The organism is Psychrobacillus sp. FSL K6-2843, assembly GCF_038626375.1.
GTDB lineage: Bacteria > Bacillota > Bacilli > Bacillales_A > Planococcaceae > Psychrobacillus > Psychrobacillus faecigallinarum.
This window is the reverse complement of the sequence record NZ_CP152021.1, coordinates 111,011-131,856: the sequence shown is the minus strand read 5'-3', so window position 1 is coordinate 131,856 and position 20,846 is coordinate 111,011. Positions and strand designations below refer to the sequence as shown.

Genomic DNA, 20,846 nt, shown 5'->3' with positions numbered 1-20,846 from the left:
TATGGTATTTTGTATTTGGCTGTCACTTTTAAAGGAATGTCTTCGTTTAGACTTAAGTTGATTCTCTCTTTAACCATAAAACAAGCAGAAAGCCTTTGCTCTCTGCTTGTTTTCTTATTATTTTGTTTTGTTTGCTATATCGATTGCACGATTAGTTCCTTCTGCAGCTGCATCTAGCGCTTCTTTAGGATCCATCCCTTGGTATAGATTCTCTAAAGCTGTGACGATTTGCTGACGAGATTCTGGGAAAACCGAGATTAAAGCTCCCTGAGTAGCAATAGAAGGCTCCGTGCTTTGAAGCTGCTCCACCGTTACTTTTAACTGTGGCATCTCTTCCCAAGCTTTTTTTACGATGTCTTCTTCATATGCGGATGGGTTGATCGCAAAGTAACCTGTATCTAAATGCCATTTTGCTTGGACCTCTGGAGTAGTTAGATATTTCATGAATTCCCAGGCCGCTTTTTGCTCAATTTCTGCGATTCCCTTAGACATCCATAGAGATGCTCCTCCGATTACAACACCTTTACGATCTACTTCATCTGCATAAGGAATGTATGCTGCCCCTACTTCAAATGGTGCGTTATCAATGATTCCACGTACACCTGCGGAAGAATCCATATACATAGCCACTTTCCCTGATTGGAAGGCAGCTCGGATGTCATCCCAGTTCGTTCCGAAGTTACCAAATGTGCCAGCTTTATTCATTGTATTTAGGAATTCAAATACACGTTGACCCTCTTCTCCGTTGAAAACTGCTTCGGTTGCGTCACCTGCGCGACCATTTTCTTCATTTACATACAGTCCACCTTGTGTCGCTACTAGCTGCTCGAAGAACCAGCCGTATGTCAGCATAGAGAAGCCCTTCATTTCATCTGTTTTAAGCTTAGCAGCTGCATCAATTACCTCTTGGAAAGTTTTAGGAGGATTTTCAGGATCTAAGCCAGCTTCCTTGAAAGCATCCTTGTTATAAAGCATTACCGGTGTAGAAGAGTTAAACGGCATAGAGTATAATTCTCCATCTAAAGAATAATAATTTAAAATGTTTTCCTCTAATTGAGACAAATCATAGTTATCTTCATCGATAAATTTTTGCATTGGCTCGATGAATCCACTTTCAATCATATATTTAGTCCCTACCTCAAACACCTGCGTTATGGCTGGAGCATCTGCAGTACCACCAACACTACGAAGCTTAGTTAATGATTCTTCATAAGATCCTTGGAATTCTGCCTTAACTTCATAGTCATCCTGTGATGCATTAAAGTCTGCGACAAGACTGTCTAGAGCAGTCTGCCCTGATCCTGACATAGCATGCCAGAAGGAAATGACTGTTTTACCTTCTTCTGATTTTTCAACATCTTCATCGCTTTTTTGCACAGGTTCTGTTGACGATCCCTCATCACTATTTGTACAGGCAGCTAATGCTAGAATACCTAATAAAATCATGAACAACCACGTAAACTTAAACTTCTTTCCCATTTCATACACCTCTTTTTTTAGTTTGGAACAACTGTTATTTTAAAGCCCCTTGCGTTAACCCCTTTTGCAATTGCTTTTGACCTAAAAACAATAGTAGTAGTGTTGGAATAATAACTACGATTACCCCTGCCATCACCACCCCCCATTCTGTTGCAACCTCTTGCGACTGAAGCTGCTTCAAACCAATTTGTACCGTTCGAACGGAGTTATTGGTTGTAACTAACAGCGGCCATAAATACATATTCCATGTTGTTAAGAACCCATATGCTCCTAGTGTTACTAAACTAGTTTTAGAAACTGGTAGAATCACACGAATGAAAAAAGCGAATCGGCTCAGTCCTGCAATTTGAGCAGCCTCGTGTAGCTCCTTCGGTATTGTTTTGAAGTGCTGTCTGAGTAAAAATGTCCCGAATGCTAATGCAAAGAACGGTAGTGTCATACCTTGATATGTGTTAATCCAATTCAGATTTTGAATGGTAAAGAAATTTGGTATCATCGTCGCTTCCCAAGGTATCATCATTGTGGAGATAAACAGGAAGAATACAAAGTCCCTTCCTTTAAATGGGATAAAAACAAATGCATAGGCTGCTAAACTACAAACAACTAGCTGCCCTAGCATGACCCCAAACGAAACTATAAAGCTGTTGATCAAATAATTTAACAAAGGCAGGCGATCAAACACCTTCACATAATTATCAAAGCTAAAGGTAGAAGGGAGGAATTTTCCCTGTAAAATTTCTCCTCCAGTCATGAAGCTTACCATTAAGGCATAGATAATTGGGAAAAACATAATAAGGGCAGTAATGATCAATAAAAAATAAACGACCGAGCGCTTAAATATTCTCATTGGTAATGCACCTTCTTTTCCCCTAGCTTAAACTGTAATATCGTAACGATTAAAATACATACAAACAAGAACACTGCCTGCGCACTTGCTGTACCGAATTGGTAGTTAACAAATGCCTCTCGATAAATGGAATACACTATAAGATTAGTAGATTGGGAAGGTCCACCCTTCGTTAAAATATCCACCTGTCCAAACGTTTGAAATGCATTAATGAGTGAGATCGTAATGATAAAAAACAAGGTAGGAGATAACATCGGGATAGTTATTCTTCTCAAACGATACCAATAGCTTGCTCCGTCAATACGTGCACTTTCATATAAGTGCTCATCAATATTTTGTAGTCCTCCTAGCAATATCAGAAAGCAGAAGCCTGTGTTCAACCATATAGTAGTCAATGACACAGATAGCAATGCCCATGTCGGGTCTAGCAGCCATTCAACTTGTGGAAGATTTAAAATGGCAAGCACTTTATTGAACATTCCAATACTCGGATGGAACAGGAATAACCATACAACAGAAGATGCTGCCACAGAAACTCCCATAGTAGAAGCATAGATCGTACGGAAGAACCCAATTCCTTTTAGCTTTTCATTGGCAAGGAGTGCGAGCCCTAGCGCTATAATAATTCCTGTAGGAACTGTATACAATACAAATAGGAATGTGGCCTTTATACTATTTAGAAATGCTGACGATTCAAGCAAATACGCATAATTTTCAAGACCAACAAATACTGCAGCCTCTCCTGCTTGATTGGTTAAGAAAAAGCTTAAATAAATTGTTCGAAACATCGGATAAAAAACAAACACGGAAAATAAAATAATAGATGGCAATAAATATAGGAGAGCAGTCCGGGCATCCAATGAACGCTTCCAAATGCTTTTCTTTTGCTTAGATTTAGCGGCTGTCATATGCTTCGATTTCACTACTGTCATACGAATACCTCTTTACCAAATACATGGTTTTCTACATCAGAAGGTTTTTTAATAATCTCCTTCGTCACGCTATCAAAGAAACAAAAGGAATCATAATTCATAATTACTGGAATTTTATCACCTACAGCTATTTGCCATTGGCCGCTCCATTTTACTTGCCATTGCTGATCATTCAATAAAAATGAAAACACCGTTTCATTTCCTAAAATCTCGACATTTACAATTTCGACAACTACTTTTTCCTCAATAGTTGATTCCTTAGTTGCGGCTTTAATATGTTCCGGACGGATGCCAACAATTACATTGTCTGTGAGGTAATGTGCGTCCTCGGCAGGCACTGGGATAGTAATTAAATCATTCAATACAATAGCGTGCTTCTCTTTACTTCCAACGCCTTCGGCAATATTCATTGGTGGTGAACCAATAAAAGTAGCTACAAATGGATTAGCTGGATTATTATAAATATCAATTGGCTTGCCTATCTGTTGAATGGATCCTTCATGCAGAATCATAATGCGATCACCCATAGTCATCGCCTCAATTTGGTCATGTGTTACATAGATCATTGTAATTCCAAGTCTGCGTTGAATCTGTCTTATTTCCGATCTCATATGTGCGCGAAGCTTCGCATCTAAGTTGGATAATGGTTCATCCATTAAGCAAATTGGTGCTTGGTTTACGATAGCTCGAGCAAGAGCAACGCGTTGTCTTTGCCCTCCTGAAAGCTCTCTCGGCTTGCGCTTTAAGTAATCAGAAAGTCCAAGCATCTGAGCAACTTCCTTTGTTCGATTAGCCCGTTCTTCTTTAGAAATTTTCTTTACGTGCAAACCAAACTGAATATTTTCCTCCACAGTAAGATGAGGATATAAGGCGTAATTTTGAAATACCATGGACAAATCACGCTTACTTGGAGGTAAATCATTCACTTCCTGCTCACCAATTTTGAGCACTCCTCCTGTTATCTCTTCTAGCCCTGCGATCATTCGTAGCATTGTACTTTTTCCACACCCCGATGGCCCAACAAGTACAAAGAATTCCCCTGGTTCAATCGTTACGTTAATATTAGAGATAACGCTAGATTGTTTGTCATACGACTTAGAGATGTCAATCAGTTCTACTCGCTTCAAAAGATTTCCCCCATCCTCTATTCAATTATGTAACTATAAACATTAGGTTTATAGAGTTTACTATGAAAGCTAGCAAAAAATGATTCTATTCAGCTTCCATAGTTATGTTATCTTTTCATAACTATATTACTAAACCGAATATTCTAAAGTAAAGAAATTTACAATTTTTACAGAATATTTACTTTTAGATAAAAAGTTTACACCTTTGGAGGACATATTTATGCGCAAAAGTAGTTTAATTTTATTGATTTTCATTGTGCTCATTGGCGGATGTAAAGGGAGCGAAGTAACACCTATTGCTTCAGATGAGTTTTTTGTCATCGCGCATAGAGGGGCATCCACCTATGCACCAGAGCATACAATGGTAGCTTACGAGGTTGCTGAGCAACTAGGTGCGACCTATATTGAAATTGACCTACAAATGACCAAGGATGGCGCACTAATAGCCATGCATGACGAAAAAGTGGACCGAACCACAGATGGGGAAGGTTTAGTAAAGGATTTCACATTAGAAGAATTAAAAGAATTGAATGCAGGAAAGTGGTTTAATGATGCGTATCCAGAATTCGCTAACGATGTGTATGAAAAGGTTCGAGTTCCCACACTAAGAGAAATATTTGAGAATTTTGGGGATAGAGTAAACTATTATATTGAAATGAAGTCCCCCAAAATATATGAGGACATGGAAGAAGAATTGCTTGCTATGTTAGAGGAATATAACTTGCTAAATCACCAATCAGAAATACCAAAAGTGATTGTTCAATCCTTTAATCGTGCTAGTTTAATAGAGTTTCATGAGCTGGAGCCAAGTATCTCCCTTATTCAATTGCTCAGCTATAAGGAGAAAGCAGAGCTAACTAACCAAGAGATTAAAAGCTTAAACATCTATGCTAGCGGCATAGGTGTAAACGTGAATGCCGTGGACGGTACCTTTATTCATGAAGCCCAGGAAAATGGGTTAAAGGTTCATCTGTTTTCCCTTAAAAGTGAAGCAGACATAAAAAAAGCCTTGATTTACAAGGCTGATGGTATTTTCGCAGATGCTCCCAATATAGCAATAGACATTTTACAAAATACCGAGGATTAAATCTATTGCTTTAAAGCGTGCTCACAAATTCGCTTAAAATGTATTTCAAACTTTTCATTATCTTCTCTTTGACGTTTCCGTGGTCCCTTCGTTCGACCACCTGCTTGTCTGATTTTTTTAGATATATGTCTACTATCTAACAGCTGATCTATGTTTTCTGGTGTAAACCATCTTCCATTTTGGTCTATCGCAAAGCCTTGCTTAGCTAGAACCATCGCTGCTAATCCATAATCCTGGGTGACAACAATGTCGCCCTTTTTTACTTTATTTACAAGTACAAAATCCACCGCATCCGCACCTTTAGAAACCATGACTGTTTCTGCTCCTTCTCTTTGCATATAATGTGCAGTGTCACATAATAACGTTACCTTCAAATTGAACTGTTTTGCTATATCTATCGTTAAGTCCACTACTGGACAACCATCTGCATCCACTAGTACATTCACCATGTCGAGCACCCCTATCAGCTATTTATCCCTCATTGTATACTAAATGAGCATTTTTATGAATTTAGGAAACAACGCTTCTAGCTTAGCTTATAAAAAAACGCTAGAATCTACTTGCAAAATTTCTGATTTTTGCTTTTACAGAAACTCTCCACTTCCTTGGGCAAGCAGGCTTTTTATATCTTAAAGTAGAAAAAGCATTACAATTCTTTTTAAGTTAAAAAGGTATGAAGAAGTATATCTCCATACCTTTTGTCGATTGGATTTATTTATATTCACCAAGTATTTCTACTGCTTTTTCTGTGATGGAGGTATCTACTGCTTTATCAAAGTCTACATCTCCACTAATTGCACCATTTTCTTTGTATGCATCATATTGCTTAACAACGTCATCTAAAAACATTTTACCATCAGGGTCTAAGCCTGTGACAAATACCTTTTCCCATAATGCAGGGTCCTTTAAGGAAGTATGCTTTGTCATGATTTCAATGATTTCCGCTTTTCCTTCCCCTTTTATAAAGGCATCATTATAATCACGAACTCCTTTTAGATAAGCAGCCATGAATCGAAGGGATACATCTTGTTCCTCACTCATAAATTGAGGAGATCCTAAAACCATCGCTATTTGAGATTCCGGTGCATAATCCGTTGCATCTCCAAAACGCTCATGGAATCCATTTTCAATTCCCTGCGTGATTAATGGTTCAATTTGAAGTGCAGCATCTATAGATCCATTTTCAATGGCACCAAGCATGCTCCCGAAATCACCAAGCAGTACAAATTCCACATCTTCCTGCGTCAAACCTGCGTGCTTCAGCATTTCTAGATAAATATATTCATCGATCGAGTTTTTGGAGGAAACGGCAATACGCTTTCCTTCAAAATCCTTATACTCCTTGATGACGTCCTTCATATGGTTTCCAATGACGAAAGTGAAATACGATTTACCTGGGACGTTATGACCCTTATCTGCAATAATTTTCACATCAATTCCCTGCGCAATGGCATTAAAAAATGAAGCAGTAGAAACTCCACCAGCGATATCTACGTCCCCCGAAGCAAGGGCAGGAAGCATCTCATCACTATTTGCAAATTGGGCAAATTCTACTTCAATATTGTAGTCCTCAAAGTAACCTTTCTCCTTGGCAATGTAAAAGCCTGCTCCTGAGGCAGCACCATCCTCGGCTATAATTACTTTCGCTTTTTTATCCAGTGGAGCTAAATCTCCAGATGGGTTATCCTTACTGACTTGATCGTCACTGCTGCCAGAACTTTCTTTTTCCTTCGAACTACAAGCACCAAGTAATAGAATAGTGGACGCAAATAGTATGAACCAGCGTTTCTTCACAACTTTCCTCCTTTATTTTCTCGATTTTTGAACTTCTTGCTGTAAATGATTCCATATAGATATAAATTGTTCAGCCATCTCTGCATTTGCCCTAACCTGCTCCATCGTACGTGGTCTTGGCATAGGAACTTTTATCTCTCTAACAATCTCACCTGGATGAGAGCTTAATAATACTATCCGATCACTCAGTAACAATGCCTCGTCAATGCTATGAGTGATAAATAAAACGGTTTTTTTATTTTCAGACCAGATAGATAATAATTCTTCCTGCAGTATAAATTTGTTCTGTTCATCTAAAGCAGCAAATGGTTCATCCATTAAAAGTATTTCTGGGTCATTGGCAAAAGCCCTAGCGATACTAATCCTTTGCTTCATTCCTCCAGAAAGCTCCTTTGGATAAAGCGTTGAAAAGTTAATTAATCCTACCTTTTTTAAGTAATAGTCAGTTTGCTTCTTTACAAACTCCTGAGGTAGATGCCTCATTTTTAATCCAAAGGCGACGTTTTCTTCAACTGTCAGCCACGGAATAACTCCTTTTTCTTGAAAAACCATGGATTGTAGAGGACGGTTGCCTGCCTCTGCATCAATTGAAAAAGATCCAGAGCTCGGTGTTTCAAGTCCAGCAAGAATTCGTAGAAGAGTTGTCTTTCCACACCCACTTGGTCCAACTAAACAGATGAATTCCCCTTCATTTACTTGAAGGGAAATGTTCTTTATAGCCGTGACACTGTTATTTTTTTTATAGAAAACCTTAGTCATGTTATCAATCGATATTTTTACTTTGCTACTCATTTACTCACCTCCATGGTACGATTCTCTTTTGCAGTCCACGCAGGAGAAGGGAAAATAAAAACCCAAAAAAAGAAATGAGTACTAAACCAACGAACATTTCTTTTAACATGAATGCCTTATAAGAGGTCCATATTAAAAATCCAATACCGGATGTAGCTCCCATCATTTCTGCTGCAACGATGGTTAATAATGCGATTGCCTGCCCCATTTGAATGCCCTCTAGCATCACGGGCAAGGCTCCAGGAAAAGCAATTTTTACGAAGAAGTTCTTTGGACTTGCCCCATAATTTTTAGCTACGTCCAAATGTACTTGGTCTATGTTCAACACACCAGCAACTGTATTAATAACAACAGGAAAAAATACACTTCCAGCAATTGTTACTACTTTAGAGAAGTCTCCAATACCAAAAAGAATAATGATAATTGGCATTAAAGCGAGAGTAGGAATTGGCATAAAAGCCATGACAATTGGAGATATAAAATGTCGAATAGGTGCATACAATCCCATTAACAACCCGATGACCACTCCAGGAATGACACCAAGCAGGAAACCCATCGCAATTCTATAGAGCGAAACTGATACATGGGTCCAGAGCATCCCGTTTGTAGCTAGTTCAAAAAATGTCGATACTATGGCTGAAGGAGGAGGGAAAAAGCGAATATCTAAAATTCCCGTTCGCGAAAAAACCTCCCAAAGGATTAAGATGAGTATTGGTGAAGTAATTGTTAAAAGTTGCTTACCTCGTTCTCTTAGTTGTTGCTTTTTCCATTCCTTTTGTTCCGTTTCATAAGGCTCGTAATCCCTGTCTACAAGCCCTTTTTCATCGCGCATCTTTCACCACCTCTTTCTAAAAATAATATGTCGAATGGCGAAAATGTGTGAAAGAGCCTATAATGAAAATTGACTTAAATTGTAGAATTTGTTAATTTAATATCATTAAAAGGAGGAAGAATATGACAGACAAACAGTTAAGATCTAACCGAGAATTGCCATATTTTATTTTATGTATCCTATTTAGTCTGCTAATTTATGTTATAGCTATAGCAACTATTTTTGGGATTGCTATTTTTGTAGTCTTGTTTTTAATCAGTACATATGCACTTATTATGCACCTCGGCTATGTTAGGGCAAATGGAATTCGAATTAGTGAAAGGCAATTTCCTGATGTGTATGAACGCATAACACGTATGTCTCACGATATGAAACTAAAACGTGTACCGGATATATTTGTGGTTCATTCAGAGGGGGCATTTAACGCATTTGCAACACGCTTTTTAGGAAAAAATATGGTTGTTCTATATTCAGAAGTTTTTGAGCTGGCTAGAGAGCAGGGCGAAGCAGAGCTTGATTTTATCATCGCCCATGAGCTTACACATATTAAACGAAATCATATATGGAAAAACATTTTAATCATGCCAGCTCGATTACTTCCATTTCTATCACAAGCTTATAGCCGTGCTTGTGAGTATACATGCGACCGCCAAGCAGCTTATTTCATCCAAGACGGGGCAGCAGCTAAGCGTGGACTGACCATTTTGAGTATTGGAAAGGAACTTTATAAAGAAGTAAATGAGGATGCATATTTAGAACAAATTTCGACGGAGTCTAACGTAATTACATGGCTTGGTGAAATACTTTCTTCCCATCCAACAACTCCTAAAAGAGTCCAAGCAGTCGGGCATTTTATGCAGGTAGAAGGAACTCCTACCTATTATCCTAACGCAAACAAAATAGCTCTTGGAGTTGGTGCCCTGTTTGGTATTTTCTTCATTGGTTATTTTGGAATCATAGCTATAGTTCTAGCAGGATCTCTAACCTATGCTAGTATTTTCCCTGAAGATTTTTTTGAGAATGAAGCAGCATTAAATACTTCTGTTTCAGAGGAGTCAACAGTTGACGCATCCTCCGCACCATTACCAATGGAATCCCTTAATATGACTCCTTTAATGGAAGCTGTTGTGAATGGCGATTATATAACGGTTCAGGAGCTTGTGGCCAGTGGAGTTGATTTAGAGGAACGAGATGCAGAAGAAACAACAGCTTTACATCATGCAGTATATGCAAACGATACTAGGTTAGCATATATTTTACTCGAAGCTGGAGCTAACGCTAATACAGAGGATCTCTATTCAAACGCTCTCACTGCTTCTTTTTATGAAGATAACTACGAATTGGCAGCCTTATTACATGTGTATGGAGCCGATCCTACTAAGATTGATCCAGAAGGATACTCTGGGACTAATATTCTAGGGGTTAGTGAGGAACAATTCGCAGATACAGTAAAAGGGTTAATCCCAGAATAATTTTATAGTAGACCATTAAAGGGCGCTACTGGAAATAGGAGAAATACAAAAGCAACTTTAAAAGCCTTAAGTTGAAACAGTCTTATTCTATAACATTATCGTCTAAATTTAAGGTGTCTGGTCGTGATATGACCAGACACCTTTTTCGGTAATTTTATGAGTAAAGCCATCCATATTCTTTCTTCAACTAATAAATAATAATAAAAGCTAAGTAATCAAATATGATAGATTTCCGCTCTAGCGGACGCTTTCCGTGGGGTGAGCGATAAGCCACCATCATTTCCTCCAGAACTAAAGCGCTTGGAGCTCTTTTTCCTTCTATGACAAATTATTACGTAATGATGTTACATTATTAATGTTTGTCTTCCAGCTATTCATTAATATCATTTGTCTTTGCTTTAGATCCTCAAACGGTTCTTCTATCACTTCAATGCGGTCAAATTTTTCTAGGAAGATGGAGGTGTCCCTTAGCCTCTTATATCCTCCGAATCCCTCGTCATCATTTAGTAGCCATACTACCCGCTGGATTTTAGCAAACAATATTCCTCCCGTACACATCGGGCAGGGCTCGAGTGAGCTATAAAGCGTAAACTTCTTGTTTTTTATTTTAGCATCAAACATTGCTGATCCTGCGTTTCGTATGGCTTCAATCTCAGCATGTGCCGTAATATCCTGACTTGGATGCACTCTGTTTCTGCCTTTTGCAATGAGGTTAAAATGTTCATCTACAATAACTGAACCAACTGGATAGGTATTCTCCTCTAAAGCTTTTTCTGCTTCCTCTAATGCCATCTCTAAGAAGTGTCGATCTATGTCCATGGTGCTCCCCCGTTACTTAATCACAAATTTTGTTTGGCTGTAGCCTTCTTTTAGCTTTTCCACTTCAAGAATCGCAGGAATGGCCGACTTAAGCTCACTAACATGAGAAATTACACCAACCATTCGTCCAGATTTCTGAAGGTCTACTAGTGTATCTATTGCGTTATTTAATGATTCCTCGTCTAGAGAACCAAAGCCTTCGTCGATAAACATCGTTTCAATCCTTACACTTCCACGATAACCCTGGATGACGTCCGACATACCGAGAGCAAGGCATAGGGAGGCATTAAACTTTTCTCCTCCTGAGAATGTTTTTACATCACGAATTTGACCGGTATAGGCATCATATACATCTAATCCAAGCCCACTTTGTTTCCCATGGGTTTCCTGTCTATCGCTTCTCATTAGTTGGTACTGGCCATTCGATAAAAACTTCAGCCTCTCATTGGCTGCATGAATGATTTGCTCTAAGTACTCAATTTGTATATATCGTTCAAATGAGATCTTTAAAGGATTTTGCCCTCTAAGCAAATCATACAAATCGAGGATATGACCTACTTGTTGCTCTAATTTGGCTATACGCTCGCTAGATAATGATAATTTTTCTTGTATTTCTGTTCCAGCTTTTACGTATTCCTTTGTACTGTTTAGAGTGTTTAACGCTGATTCGTATGCATTTTTATGGTGAGTTAGCTCCTCTTCAAGTAACTTTAAATCAGCCTTACTTTTACCTTCAAGCTTCTTCTGCCCATCCTTAACTTGCTCAGTAAAGGTATGTACTGCCTGTTTGTAAGCTTCACAGCGTTCCTTTAGTGTCTCTCGGTCACGTTCACCCATTTTTGCTTCCTCATAAGCTCTTGTCGTCTCAAAGCCCGCCTTAGATAATGCTTCTTTGAACTGGTGATCGGCCTTCTCTTTCTTGCGTATGGCTTCCTTCGCAGATTGAATGGCATGCTCGAGCTTCAACTCAGCTTTCGTATTCGAATCCTCAGCTTCTTTATATTTCTTTTGCACTTGCTCCCACGTATCTTCTAGCTGCTCCTTAAGTCTTTTAGCCGCTCCAATTTGGTCCTGTAGGTCGTCTAAATTAGCCACTGTACTTGGAATAGAACTCTGTTTTGAATCTACTACTGCTTTTACCTGCTCATATTCACCTTTTATCTGAAGGTATAATTTTTCTATATTATTTTTCTCATCTTCTAATTGCTCTATTTGTTCTAAGTTCTTTTTGTATGCTTCTTTTAAGGAATTTAGGTTTACTTTATCGGAACGTAGCTCTCCTATTTCTATTTCTAGCTTTTCAACATCTAGCTTCACTTGCTCTATTTCTAAAATAGATAATTGAAGCTCTTCTAATTGCTCTAATATTTTTTCTACATTTTTCTGAGCATGTTCTCTTTTGGTACGGACGGTTAAAAAGCTAGTTTCCTTTTGGGTTAAATTACCTTTAAGCATTTGCATTTGGACATCGTTTAATATATCTTCATGAATTCGCATACTAGTTGGCTTATGTTCGGTACTGCCACACACAGGACAAGCTTCCCCGTCAACGAGCTTAGAGGCCAGAATACTTGCTTGGCTAGTTAGCCATTTCTCCTCTTCATGTTGAAGTGTTAGCTTGGCTTCCAGAAATACTTTTTCTTCCGTTTCTTCTAGACGCTTCAATTCTTCAAACGTCTTCTCCTGCTGTATAAATTCCTGCATTAGCTGATAATGCTCTTTAATCTGAGAATATTGTTGAACCTTGTTATCTAACAGATCGACCCGCTCTTCTAGTTCTTCTTTTTTCTCTTTCAACAAAAGGATGCTTGCCTTAGCTTGCTGGTACTTGCCTATTTTTAAATCTAGCTGTGTTTTTAATTTATTTTGGCTATCGTCAGTTTCTTTTAATTGCGTTTTCTTTTGCTCTAGCTCTTCCATTAATGGCAGTAGAGCATTTAGCTGGATTAAAGCCTTTACACTTAGCTCTCGCTCTTGTTTCCTGTTTGATTCTTGAAGAAATTCTTTCTCCATTTGGCTAAAGAAATTAGCCTTTAAAGCTAGCTCTTCCTTTGCTTTCTCCATTAGGCTTGCCTTTAGATTTTCTTCCGTCACTGTTTCTCTATAGTAGTTTTCGATTGCTTCTATTGAGCTTGCTCTCTCTGCAGCCTCTAACCTTTTTCCTTCTTCTACATACGCAATCTCCTGCCCAAGAAGCTGTTGTAACTTCTGCTCTTTGAACTCTAGCTCTTCCAGTTGTATATTTGTATTTTTAGCATTGTAGTATGCAGACTGCTTGGCAATTTGATTTTCATATGCTTCCTCACTGGAAACTTCATCTTTTTTAATCTTTTGGCAGTAAAACTTAGTCTCCTCCTGCAAGGCATCTTGTAATTGGAAGATATTAAATTGACCATCCTCCAGTAACTCAAAAAGTCTAGATTCTCGTTTCGGAAACGAAGCCACAATTTGTTCGGAATAACTATTGCGAGTACTTTCTTCTTTTTTAAGCTCAGCTTCAGCGACTACTTTTTTCTCTTTTAACCTTTCATTAATCATTCTATAAGGTTCGGTTTTAAAAATTTTTCGAAGGATTGCTTCCTTGTTTTCTGTAGAAGAGGTTAACAGTTTCCTAAATTCCCCCTGGGGAAGCATGACGATTTGGCTGAATTGATCTTGCGTAAGTCCAATGATGTCCTCAACCTTTTTGTTAATCTCTGAAACTATTTGTCTTTCGACAACAGGTACTTCTCCTGTCTCCTTAATCTCAAAGAACTCATATCTTTCACCTGTTGAGCTTTTATTTCCTTTTTTAACATGAGGAAGCTGTCTAAAAATACGATATTTCCTATTAAATATTTCAAAAATCAATTCAACAGAAGTGTGCGTATTGTCCAGTGCAAAGTCGCTTCGCAACATTTTTGTATCTTTTCTATCTTCCCCGCTTCCGGAGCCATATAGAGCAAAGCTTATGCCATCAAATATAGTAGTCTTTCCCGCTCCAGTAGCTCCTGATATAACAAATAGGCGATGGTCCTTCAAATCCAAAAAGTTAATGGTTTCTGTAAATTTATAAGGACCGAATGCGGTCATTTTCAATTGAATTGGCTTCATGCTCCGCTCCCTCCTTCTCTCTCTTCAAGCATTAAGCCGGAAAGCACTCCCTTAAATAGCTCCTTAGTTTCCTCTGCCGGAGCTTGTCCCCTTATCTCCTCATAAAAGGATTCAAATAACATAAAGTCATCCATTTTATGGCGGCTTCTCTGTTCTTCTGCTTTACCTAATCCAATGGATTGAAATACCTTTCTTTCTACATGCATCGCATTAGGATACACAGTTCGAATTTGCTCCATTGGCGAAAGTACTGGTGTATCGTCTAGCAACTTAACAAAAATATAATCCTCACTTGTCGGGTGCTGAAGAATGTCAGTTAAATAGCCTTCCACTGTACGCATATCTCTGTTAGGGATTAGCAGCCTCTTTTCTACCTTTAAATTACCCTCTTTATCAAGTTCTACTATTAAAAAACCTTTTTTATGATGTTCCTCCGATATTGAATATTTTAAAGGTGATCCGGCGTATTGAATGGTTTCATTTTGCACATAATGTGCTTGATGAAGATGGCCTAATGCCGTGTAATGAAAGTTCTTAAATAGAGAAGCGTCGACATACTCGGCTCCTCCAATTGCTAGTGGTCTTTCTGACTCACTAGTATTTTCCTCCTCTTGTCCTTGAGGTGTAACAAAGGCATGTCCTACTAATACATGTCTTTTAGTAGAATCCATTTGTAATTCTATTTCTTCCACTATTTTTTTCATGGCTAGCTGATGACTAGTAATTGTCTCATCCTCCATTATAAATCGAACCTGTGAAGGATCCATATACGGTACTAGATGAAACTCTACTTCTCCATAGTCATCATTTATTGTCACTGATGTAAGTTCTTTTGTTAGTTGTCCCACTATATGTAAACCAGTTTCTTTCATAATGTTGCTACCAAAGTTCAAACGACCTGGGCTGTCATGATTTCCAGCGATGCTTAGTACAGGAGTCTGATGTTTTAACACGATATCAGCCAGTATATCATTCAATAAATTTACAGCATCAGAAGGTGGCACAGCTCGGTCATACAAATCACCAGCTATAATCACCACATCTGGTTTTTCTTCATCTATTGCTTTTAAAAACTGGGCTAGCACAAGTCTCTGATCTTCGGTCATATAGATACCTTGTACTAATTTACCTAAATGCCAGTCTGCTGTATGAAATATTTTCAAGAGAAAATACCCTCCTATAAAAAGTTAGTATGTTTATTTATATCTATTTTATCATTTATAAATAACAGGTTATATTAACTTGCTAAGATTTCCTAATGAAGTTAAAAAGTAAAAATGTTATGATTATGACCAGAGGAGGATGTTATATGTCAGCAGAAACTTATCAAATAATAGCCATAGCCATATATATGGTGGCCATGCTTGCTATTGGTTATTATTCGTACAGAAAGACGGTTAATTTGACAGATTATATGCTAGGCGGACGTTCACTCGGTCCAGCTGTTACTGCATTAAGTGCAGGAGCTGCCGATATGTCTGGTTGGTTATTGATGGGGTTACCCGGAGCAATATATCTTAGTGGGATGGGAGAAGCTTGGATAGCGATTGGTTTAACCATTGGAGCATATTTAAACTGGTTATATGTGGCTCCACGATTACGTGTATACACACAAGTTTCCAATGATTCCATTACTATTCCAAGTTACTTAGAAAGTCGTTTAAAGCAATCTTCTCGTTTATTACGAGTGGCTTCAGGCCTGATTATTCTTTTATTCTTTACATTTTATGTATCTTCAGGAATGGTTTCAGGCGGAGTTTTCTTTGAAAGCTCTTTTGGATTAGACTACCACACGGGTCTGTTAATTGTATCTGGAGTAACAGTAGCCTATACACTATTTGGGGGATTCCTTGCAGTTAGTTACACAGATTTTCTTCAAGGTCTTCTCATGTTCCTTGCTTTAATAGCTGTTCCAATAGTGGGAGTATTTACAACTGGTGGGTTAAGTGAAACTGTAGAATCGATAAAAGCAGTAGATCCTACTCATCTTAGCTTATTTGCAGGTACTACCTTTGTTGGAATTGTTTCTGCCGTTGCATGGGGACTTGGCTACTTTGGGCAGCCTCATATCATTGTTCGTTTTATGGCTATAAGCTCTGTAAAAGAAACTAAACAAGCTCGTCGCATCGGTATCGGTTGGATGATTTTAAGTTTAGCTGGAGCAATTGGAACTTCTTTAGTTGGAGTTGCATATTATCAACAAAATCCAAACCTTAGTTTAGATAATCCTGAAACTGTATTTATTGCTCTTGGGCAAATTATATTCCATCCATTTATTGCAGGCATTATGCTAGCTGCTATTTTAGCTGCAGTAATGAGTACCATCTCATCTCAGCTAATAGTTACTTCTTCGGCCCTAATAGAAGATTTGTACAAAGCAGTGATTAAAACAGATGCTTCTGATAAAACGTATGTTTTATATGGACGCCTTGCAGTACTAGTTGTATCTATAATAGCCTTGGTAATTGGTTGGGATCAAGAGTCTACTATCTTAAAACTTGTTTCCTTTGCTTGGGCTGGCTTTGGAGCTGCTTTCGGACCGGTTATTTTACTTTCTTTGTATTGGAGAAAGCTAACTTCACAAGGCGCAGTATGGGGAATGGTCGTTGGAGCAATAACTGTTGTCATTTGGGGTACTAACGAAACACTTTCAGATACATTATATGAAATTGTTCCAGGCTTCCTTTTAGCTCTTATTTTCACTGTTGTAGTAAGCTTGTTAACCTACAAGCCTAATGCAGAGATTGAAAAAGAATTTGATGAAACAGTTCGATTGTTAAAAGAAGAACGTAGTAAAAAATAAGCAAAGGGCTAACCGCATATCAACGGTTAGCTCTTTTTCTATATATTGTCCTATATGATATTTGTCATAGTGTTGACTTGACGTTTATGCCTACTCCTAATACCAACACTTCTATATAGTTAACCTAACAAGTTCTATATGTAGGAGGAATAATAATGAGTAGAGAAAAAACACTCGAGTTACGTAAAAATGTAAAGCCATTTGAAAATTCCGAGTTAAAGAAAAGTATCGTCCAGTTGGTTAATACGATTCCACCATTTTTTATCCTCTGGTTTTTAGCCTATTTAAGCCTCGACATTTCTGTATGGCTGACTGTTGGATTGTCTGTCATTGCTGCAGGATTTGTCGTTCGTATATTTATTATTTTTCATGATTGCACACATGGATCCTTCTTTAAGAACAAAAAAGCTAACAATATAACAGGAACTATTACTGGTATTATCACATTATTTGCTTACGAAAAGTGGAAACGTGAGCATAACATTCATCATGCAACTAGCGGTAACCTAGATAAACGTGGAGTCGGGGATATTTGGATGATGACCGTTGAAGAGTATGTAGAGGCTTCACCTATGAAGCGACTTTCTTATCGACTATACCGCAATCCTATCGTTATGTTTGGCTTAGGACCTGCATTACTATTTTTAGTAAGTAATCGTTTTAATCGTAAAGGCGCTCGAGGAAAAGAGCGTAATAATACGTATATCATTAACATTTCAGTGATTGCAATTTACTCTTTCATGATTTGGATGATTGGCTGGCAAGCCTTTGCAATTATTCAAGGAACTATTCTTTTTGTAGCAGGAGCATTAGGTATTTGGTTATTCTACGTACAACATCAGTTTGAGGATTCCTATTTCGAGGATGAGAAAGAATGGGATTATGTGAAAGCTGCCATCGAAGGAAGCTCTTATTACAAGTTACCACGTGTACTACAATGGGTAACTGGCAATATCGGCTTTCATCATGTGCACCATCTAAGTCCAAGAGTTCCTAATTACAATTTAGAAAAAGCACATGAATCGACACCACCTTTACACAAGGCAACAACCATCAATCTTCGTACTAGCTTACAGTCCATTCATTTCCGTTTGTTTGATGAAGAAAATAAAAGCTTTGTAAGCTTTAAAGAGATTAAGCATTTGCTGAAGCAATCCAATCTAAATGCTAAAAATACAACATTTGAAGGAAAATAAATCCCTAATTTAACCATTCCTTTTTACGAGGGAATGGTTTTTCTATTATAATATAGGAAAGCGTATATGCGAGAGGTGTCTTATAAATGACAAAGTGGTATCAAATTTTCCCTAAATCTCCCTGGTTAAGTATTTATGCTTGGATAGTATTTTGTATCTTCCCTTTCTTCTTCATCTTTCGTTCAAATGAGCTTTCAGAAATTATTTTCGGCTTACTTTTAACCGGCATATTCTTTCTTGCATATCGTCTTTCTTTTAAGTCTACAGGTTGGTTTTTATACGTTTGTTTAGCTATTGAAATAACGATTAGCTTATTTATGACCTTCTTTTACGGCTATATATACTTCTCTATTTTTCTTTCTTTCTTTATTGGTAATATCACACAAAAGGTAGGCTTCTTTTTGATATATAGCTTAAATATTGTTGCAACCTTAACTGTAGTCATCATTGGTTTCTTTGTAGAAATAGAGCTATTTATCTCTCAATGGCCATTTTTAGTCATATGTATGCTTGGTGTAATCCTATTGCCTTTTAGCACCTATAATCGACATAAACGAGAAATGTTAGAAGGCCAATTAGAGGATGCTAATAAGCGGATTGCTCAGTATATGGTTATAGAGGAACGAGAAAGAATAGCAAGAGATTTACACGATACGCTTGGTCAAAAGCTATCAATGATAGGATTGAAAAGCGACTTAGCTGGAAGATTAATGGATAAGGACCCTGAGGCAGCCAAGCATGAAATTCAAGATATTCACCAGACTGCACGTTCCGTTTTGAAGGAAGTACGGGAATTAGTTACAAACATGCGGGGTACTAAATTAGAGGATGAGATTTATCGAGTGCAACAAATATTAAACGCGGCGGAAATTTCTTGTAAGTTTAGTGGTTCTCTCAACACTGTTAAACTCCCTCCAATTGTAGAAAATATGCTAAGTATGTGTCTGAAGGAAACAGTCACGAATGTAGTAAAACATAGTGGAGCTACATCGTGTTCGATTTCTCTCAAGCAGTCTGCTAAAGAAACCCTACTGAAGGTACATGACAATGGCAAGGGTTTAGATCTTAGTAAGGATTGGATTAAAGGACATGGATTGCAAGGTATTAAGGAACGATTGGAATTTGTAAATGGCAGTCTTGATATCTATTCAAAAAATGGCACTACCATCAATATACGAGTTCCAAATGTAATATTACAAACACGGCAGGAGGATTAGACATGATACGAATTGTTATAGCTGAAGATCAACGGATGGTGTTAGGGGCACTTGGCTCTCTTCTCAATCTAGAAGAAGACATGGAAGTAATCGGTAAAGCAAATAATGGAGAGGAAGCTCTTAAACTTATTCAACAGCTTCAACCTGATATTTGTATTATGGATATTGAAATGCCTATTAAAAGTGGACTAGATGCTGCGGAAGAGTTAAAAGATAACCCTTGTAAGGTAATTATATTAACTACCTTTGCCCGCTCAGGATATTTTGAAAGAGCACGTAAAGCAGGAGTTAATGGTTATCTTTTAAAGGATAGTCCTAGTGAGGAGCTCGCAAATTCTATCCGTATAATTATGGATGGCCGCAGAATTTATGCTCCAGAATTAGTAGATATGGCCTTTGAAGAAGAGAATCCTTTAACCGAAAGAGAGAGCCAAGTTCTTGAACTAATTGCCGATGGCAAAAATACAAAAGAAATTGCAAATGAGCTTTTCATTACAACAGGGACTGTCCGAAATTATATATCAGTGATTTTAGAAAAGCTTCAAGTGGGTAATCGAATTGAAGCAATCTCTCGTTTTAAAGAAAAAGGTTGGTTCAAATAATAATTCTCCATTTTTATAGTTACTTTTTTCCATATTTCGCGTCTAATACTTTACACACTTTTGAATTGTACTAGTCAAGTCAATAATCCTTTAATAAAAGGAGGAGAGTGAAATATGAAAAAAAAGTATCTTATTTTAACCCTTGTCCTAATTGCATGTGTCGTACTATTAATTGTTTTTGTCCCAAATGTATTTAGCAATGTTGAAGCTCCCGACAAGGAAGTATCCGAGGAGAATCAAGAGGCAATTATGACGGAGCGGGAACAGGAAAGCACTGACAAGCAAGTGCATTACACGATTAACTTTGACGAAGATCGTTATAAGCTAATCGTAGGCGACCAGTCGGACGTTCTTACAACAAGAGAGCCTTTAGAGGAAAAGTATCCAGAGGTTTCTATGAAAATTGAACAAATCAAAGATCAAACACCGGATGAGCTGCTCCCCATTTTAGAAAAACAAATAGAATTGGATTATACCAGTCCGAAAGAAACAGAGACTGTTACAGAACCAGTGAGAGGATACTGGTTGCACGCAATTAGCCATGATACTACGGGGTTAACTAATTGGGATAGTCCGGTCGGCGACATTTATATCATTGACAATGGTAATGGTGGCAGCTTTGTTATTACACAGAAGTATTTTCTAGAAGCTGCTGAAGGTCACGGTTCGAATTTCCGAAGTATACTAGAGACATTTCAAATAGTAGATAAATAAATATAAAACCCCCTGCTTTTATTCACTCTAAATGTGAAAT

18 protein-coding genes are annotated in these 20,846 nt (G+C 37.8%); 7 read left to right on the top strand and 11 right to left on the bottom strand.

The window, feature by feature from the left end:
* Positions 1-117 precede the first annotated feature (117 nt).
* The 4 genes from MKY94_RS00685 to ugpC are packed head-to-tail and all read right to left on the bottom strand — an operon-like array spanning position 118 to position 4,385.
* A complete protein-coding gene (locus MKY94_RS00685; RefSeq protein WP_151111800.1) occupies positions 118-1,479 on the bottom strand; it encodes an ABC transporter substrate-binding protein in 1,362 nt (453 codons plus the stop codon).
* Positions 1,480-1,513: 34 nt separating this feature from the next.
* Positions 1,514-2,326, bottom strand: a complete 813-nt coding sequence (locus MKY94_RS00680; protein ID WP_154311942.1) for a carbohydrate ABC transporter permease — start codon at positions 2,324-2,326, stop codon at positions 1,514-1,516.
* Positions 2,323-3,234 carry a sugar ABC transporter permease gene (locus tag MKY94_RS00675; RefSeq protein WP_144538572.1) on the bottom strand — a complete coding sequence of 304 codons (912 nt, stop codon included), beginning with the start codon at positions 3,232-3,234 and terminating at the stop codon, positions 2,323-2,325. Before MKY94_RS00675 ends, MKY94_RS00680 begins: the two co-directional genes overlap by 4 nt.
* A 20-nt stretch (positions 3,235-3,254) precedes the next feature.
* Positions 3,255-4,385: a sn-glycerol-3-phosphate ABC transporter ATP-binding protein UgpC gene (gene ugpC, locus MKY94_RS00670; protein ID WP_144538288.1), complete on the bottom strand. Its 1,131-nt coding sequence runs from the start codon at positions 4,383-4,385 to the stop codon at positions 3,255-3,257.
* 220 nt (positions 4,386-4,605) lie between these two features.
* Between ugpC and MKY94_RS00665 the strand changes: the two genes are divergently transcribed.
* Positions 4,606-5,472, top strand: coding sequence for a glycerophosphodiester phosphodiesterase family protein (locus MKY94_RS00665; RefSeq protein WP_342577800.1), 867 nt, complete (start codon positions 4,606-4,608; stop codon positions 5,470-5,472).
* Between the two features lie 2 nt (positions 5,473-5,474).
* Here the strand turns inward: MKY94_RS00665 and MKY94_RS00660 are convergent, their stop codons facing one another.
* The 4 genes from MKY94_RS00660 to MKY94_RS00645 form a co-directional block, all read right to left on the bottom strand.
* Positions 5,475-5,921: a YaiI/YqxD family protein gene (locus tag MKY94_RS00660; RefSeq protein ID WP_144538286.1), complete on the bottom strand. Its 447-nt coding sequence runs from the start codon at positions 5,919-5,921 to the stop codon at positions 5,475-5,477.
* A gap of 262 nt (positions 5,922-6,183) precedes the next feature.
* Positions 6,184-7,266: an ABC transporter substrate-binding protein gene (locus tag MKY94_RS00655; protein ID WP_342577799.1), complete on the bottom strand. Its 1,083-nt coding sequence runs from the start codon at positions 7,264-7,266 to the stop codon at positions 6,184-6,186.
* A 12-nt stretch (positions 7,267-7,278) separates the two neighbouring features.
* The gene (locus MKY94_RS00650) at positions 7,279-8,058 is read right to left on the bottom strand and encodes an ABC transporter ATP-binding protein (protein ID WP_144538284.1); all 780 of its coding nucleotides are present in this window, start codon (positions 8,056-8,058) and stop codon (positions 7,279-7,281) included.
* A 4-nt stretch (positions 8,059-8,062) separates the two neighbouring features.
* Positions 8,063-8,890, bottom strand: a complete 828-nt coding sequence (locus MKY94_RS00645) for an ABC transporter permease (RefSeq protein WP_144538283.1) — start codon at positions 8,888-8,890, stop codon at positions 8,063-8,065.
* Positions 8,891-9,012: 122 nt separating this feature from the next.
* On the opposite strand from MKY94_RS00645, the gene MKY94_RS00640 reads away from it, so the two are divergent.
* Positions 9,013-10,362 (top strand): M48 family metallopeptidase, encoded by a 1,350-nt coding sequence (locus MKY94_RS00640; RefSeq protein WP_154311944.1) that lies wholly within the window; start codon positions 9,013-9,015, stop codon positions 10,360-10,362.
* A 318-nt stretch (positions 10,363-10,680) separates the two neighbouring features.
* Here the strand turns inward: MKY94_RS00640 and MKY94_RS00635 are convergent, their stop codons facing one another.
* From MKY94_RS00635 to MKY94_RS00625, 3 genes are read right to left on the bottom strand one after another with little or no spacing between them, the layout of a single operon-like run.
* On the bottom strand, positions 10,681-11,181 hold the full coding sequence (locus tag MKY94_RS00635; RefSeq protein WP_154311945.1) for a nucleoside deaminase: 501 nt from the start codon (positions 11,179-11,181) through the stop codon (positions 10,681-10,683).
* A 12-nt stretch (positions 11,182-11,193) separates the two neighbouring features.
* Complete coding sequence (locus MKY94_RS00630) at positions 11,194-14,274, bottom strand: SMC family ATPase (RefSeq protein WP_342577797.1); 3,081 nt, start codon at positions 14,272-14,274, stop codon at positions 11,194-11,196.
* Complete coding sequence (locus MKY94_RS00625; RefSeq protein ID WP_342577796.1) at positions 14,271-15,437, bottom strand: exonuclease SbcCD subunit D; 1,167 nt, start codon at positions 15,435-15,437, stop codon at positions 14,271-14,273. Before MKY94_RS00625 ends, MKY94_RS00630 begins: the two co-directional genes overlap by 4 nt.
* Before the next feature lie 146 nt (positions 15,438-15,583).
* On the opposite strand from MKY94_RS00625, the gene putP reads away from it, so the two are divergent.
* The 5 genes from putP to MKY94_RS00600 all read left to right on the top strand — a co-directional run bounded on the left by putP (position 15,584) and on the right by MKY94_RS00600 (position 20,806).
* Complete coding sequence (gene putP / locus MKY94_RS00620) at positions 15,584-17,077, top strand: sodium/proline symporter PutP (protein ID WP_342577795.1); 1,494 nt, start codon at positions 15,584-15,586, stop codon at positions 17,075-17,077.
* 155 nt (positions 17,078-17,232) lie between these two features.
* Positions 17,233-18,273 (top strand): fatty acid desaturase, encoded by a 1,041-nt coding sequence (locus tag MKY94_RS00615; protein WP_144538277.1) that lies wholly within the window; start codon positions 17,233-17,235, stop codon positions 18,271-18,273.
* Positions 18,274-18,359: 86 nt separating this feature from the next.
* A complete protein-coding gene (locus tag MKY94_RS00610) occupies positions 18,360-19,490 on the top strand; it encodes a sensor histidine kinase (RefSeq protein WP_154311946.1) in 1,131 nt (376 codons plus the stop codon).
* 2 nt (positions 19,491-19,492) lie between these two features.
* Complete coding sequence (locus tag MKY94_RS00605) at positions 19,493-20,092, top strand: response regulator transcription factor (protein WP_144538275.1); 600 nt, start codon at positions 19,493-19,495, stop codon at positions 20,090-20,092.
* Positions 20,093-20,206: 114 nt separating this feature from the next.
* Positions 20,207-20,806 (top strand): hypothetical protein, encoded by a 600-nt coding sequence (locus tag MKY94_RS00600; RefSeq protein ID WP_154311947.1) that lies wholly within the window; start codon positions 20,207-20,209, stop codon positions 20,804-20,806.
* The last annotated feature ends 40 nt before the right edge of the window (positions 20,807-20,846 follow it).

What these genes read in the sequence shown, in the direction of transcription:
- MKY94_RS00600 (WP_154311947.1), top strand. Translation starts at nt 20,207, where the DNA reads ATGAAAAAAAAGTATCTTATTTTAACCCTTGTCCTAATTGCATGTGTC.
- MKY94_RS00650 (WP_144538284.1), bottom strand. Translation starts at nt 8,058, where the DNA reads ATGAGTAGCAAAGTAAAAATATCGATTGATAACATGACTAAGGTTTTC.
- MKY94_RS00630 (WP_342577797.1), bottom strand. Translation starts at nt 14,274, where the DNA reads ATGAAGCCAATTCAATTGAAAATGACCGCATTCGGTCCTTATAAATTT.
- MKY94_RS00615 (WP_144538277.1), top strand. Translation starts at nt 17,233, where the DNA reads ATGAGTAGAGAAAAAACACTCGAGTTACGTAAAAATGTAAAGCCATTT.
- MKY94_RS00685 (WP_151111800.1), bottom strand. Translation starts at nt 1,479, where the DNA reads ATGGGAAAGAAGTTTAAGTTTACGTGGTTGTTCATGATTTTATTAGGT.
- MKY94_RS00610 (WP_154311946.1), top strand. Translation starts at nt 18,360, where the DNA reads ATGACAAAGTGGTATCAAATTTTCCCTAAATCTCCCTGGTTAAGTATT.
- MKY94_RS00660 (WP_144538286.1), bottom strand. Translation starts at nt 5,921, where the DNA reads ATGGTGAATGTACTAGTGGATGCAGATGGTTGTCCAGTAGTGGACTTA.
- putP (WP_342577795.1), top strand. Translation starts at nt 15,584, where the DNA reads ATGTCAGCAGAAACTTATCAAATAATAGCCATAGCCATATATATGGTG.
- MKY94_RS00680 (WP_154311942.1), bottom strand. Translation starts at nt 2,326, where the DNA reads ATGAGAATATTTAAGCGCTCGGTCGTTTATTTTTTATTGATCATTACT.
- MKY94_RS00675 (WP_144538572.1), bottom strand. Translation starts at nt 3,234, where the DNA reads ATGACAGCCGCTAAATCTAAGCAAAAGAAAAGCATTTGGAAGCGTTCA.
- MKY94_RS00605 (WP_144538275.1), top strand. Translation starts at nt 19,493, where the DNA reads ATGATACGAATTGTTATAGCTGAAGATCAACGGATGGTGTTAGGGGCA.
- MKY94_RS00665 (WP_342577800.1), top strand. Translation starts at nt 4,606, where the DNA reads ATGCGCAAAAGTAGTTTAATTTTATTGATTTTCATTGTGCTCATTGGC.
- MKY94_RS00635 (WP_154311945.1), bottom strand. Translation starts at nt 11,181, where the DNA reads ATGGACATAGATCGACACTTCTTAGAGATGGCATTAGAGGAAGCAGAA.
- MKY94_RS00640 (WP_154311944.1), top strand. Translation starts at nt 9,013, where the DNA reads ATGACAGACAAACAGTTAAGATCTAACCGAGAATTGCCATATTTTATT.
- MKY94_RS00645 (WP_144538283.1), bottom strand. Translation starts at nt 8,890, where the DNA reads ATGCGCGATGAAAAAGGGCTTGTAGACAGGGATTACGAGCCTTATGAA.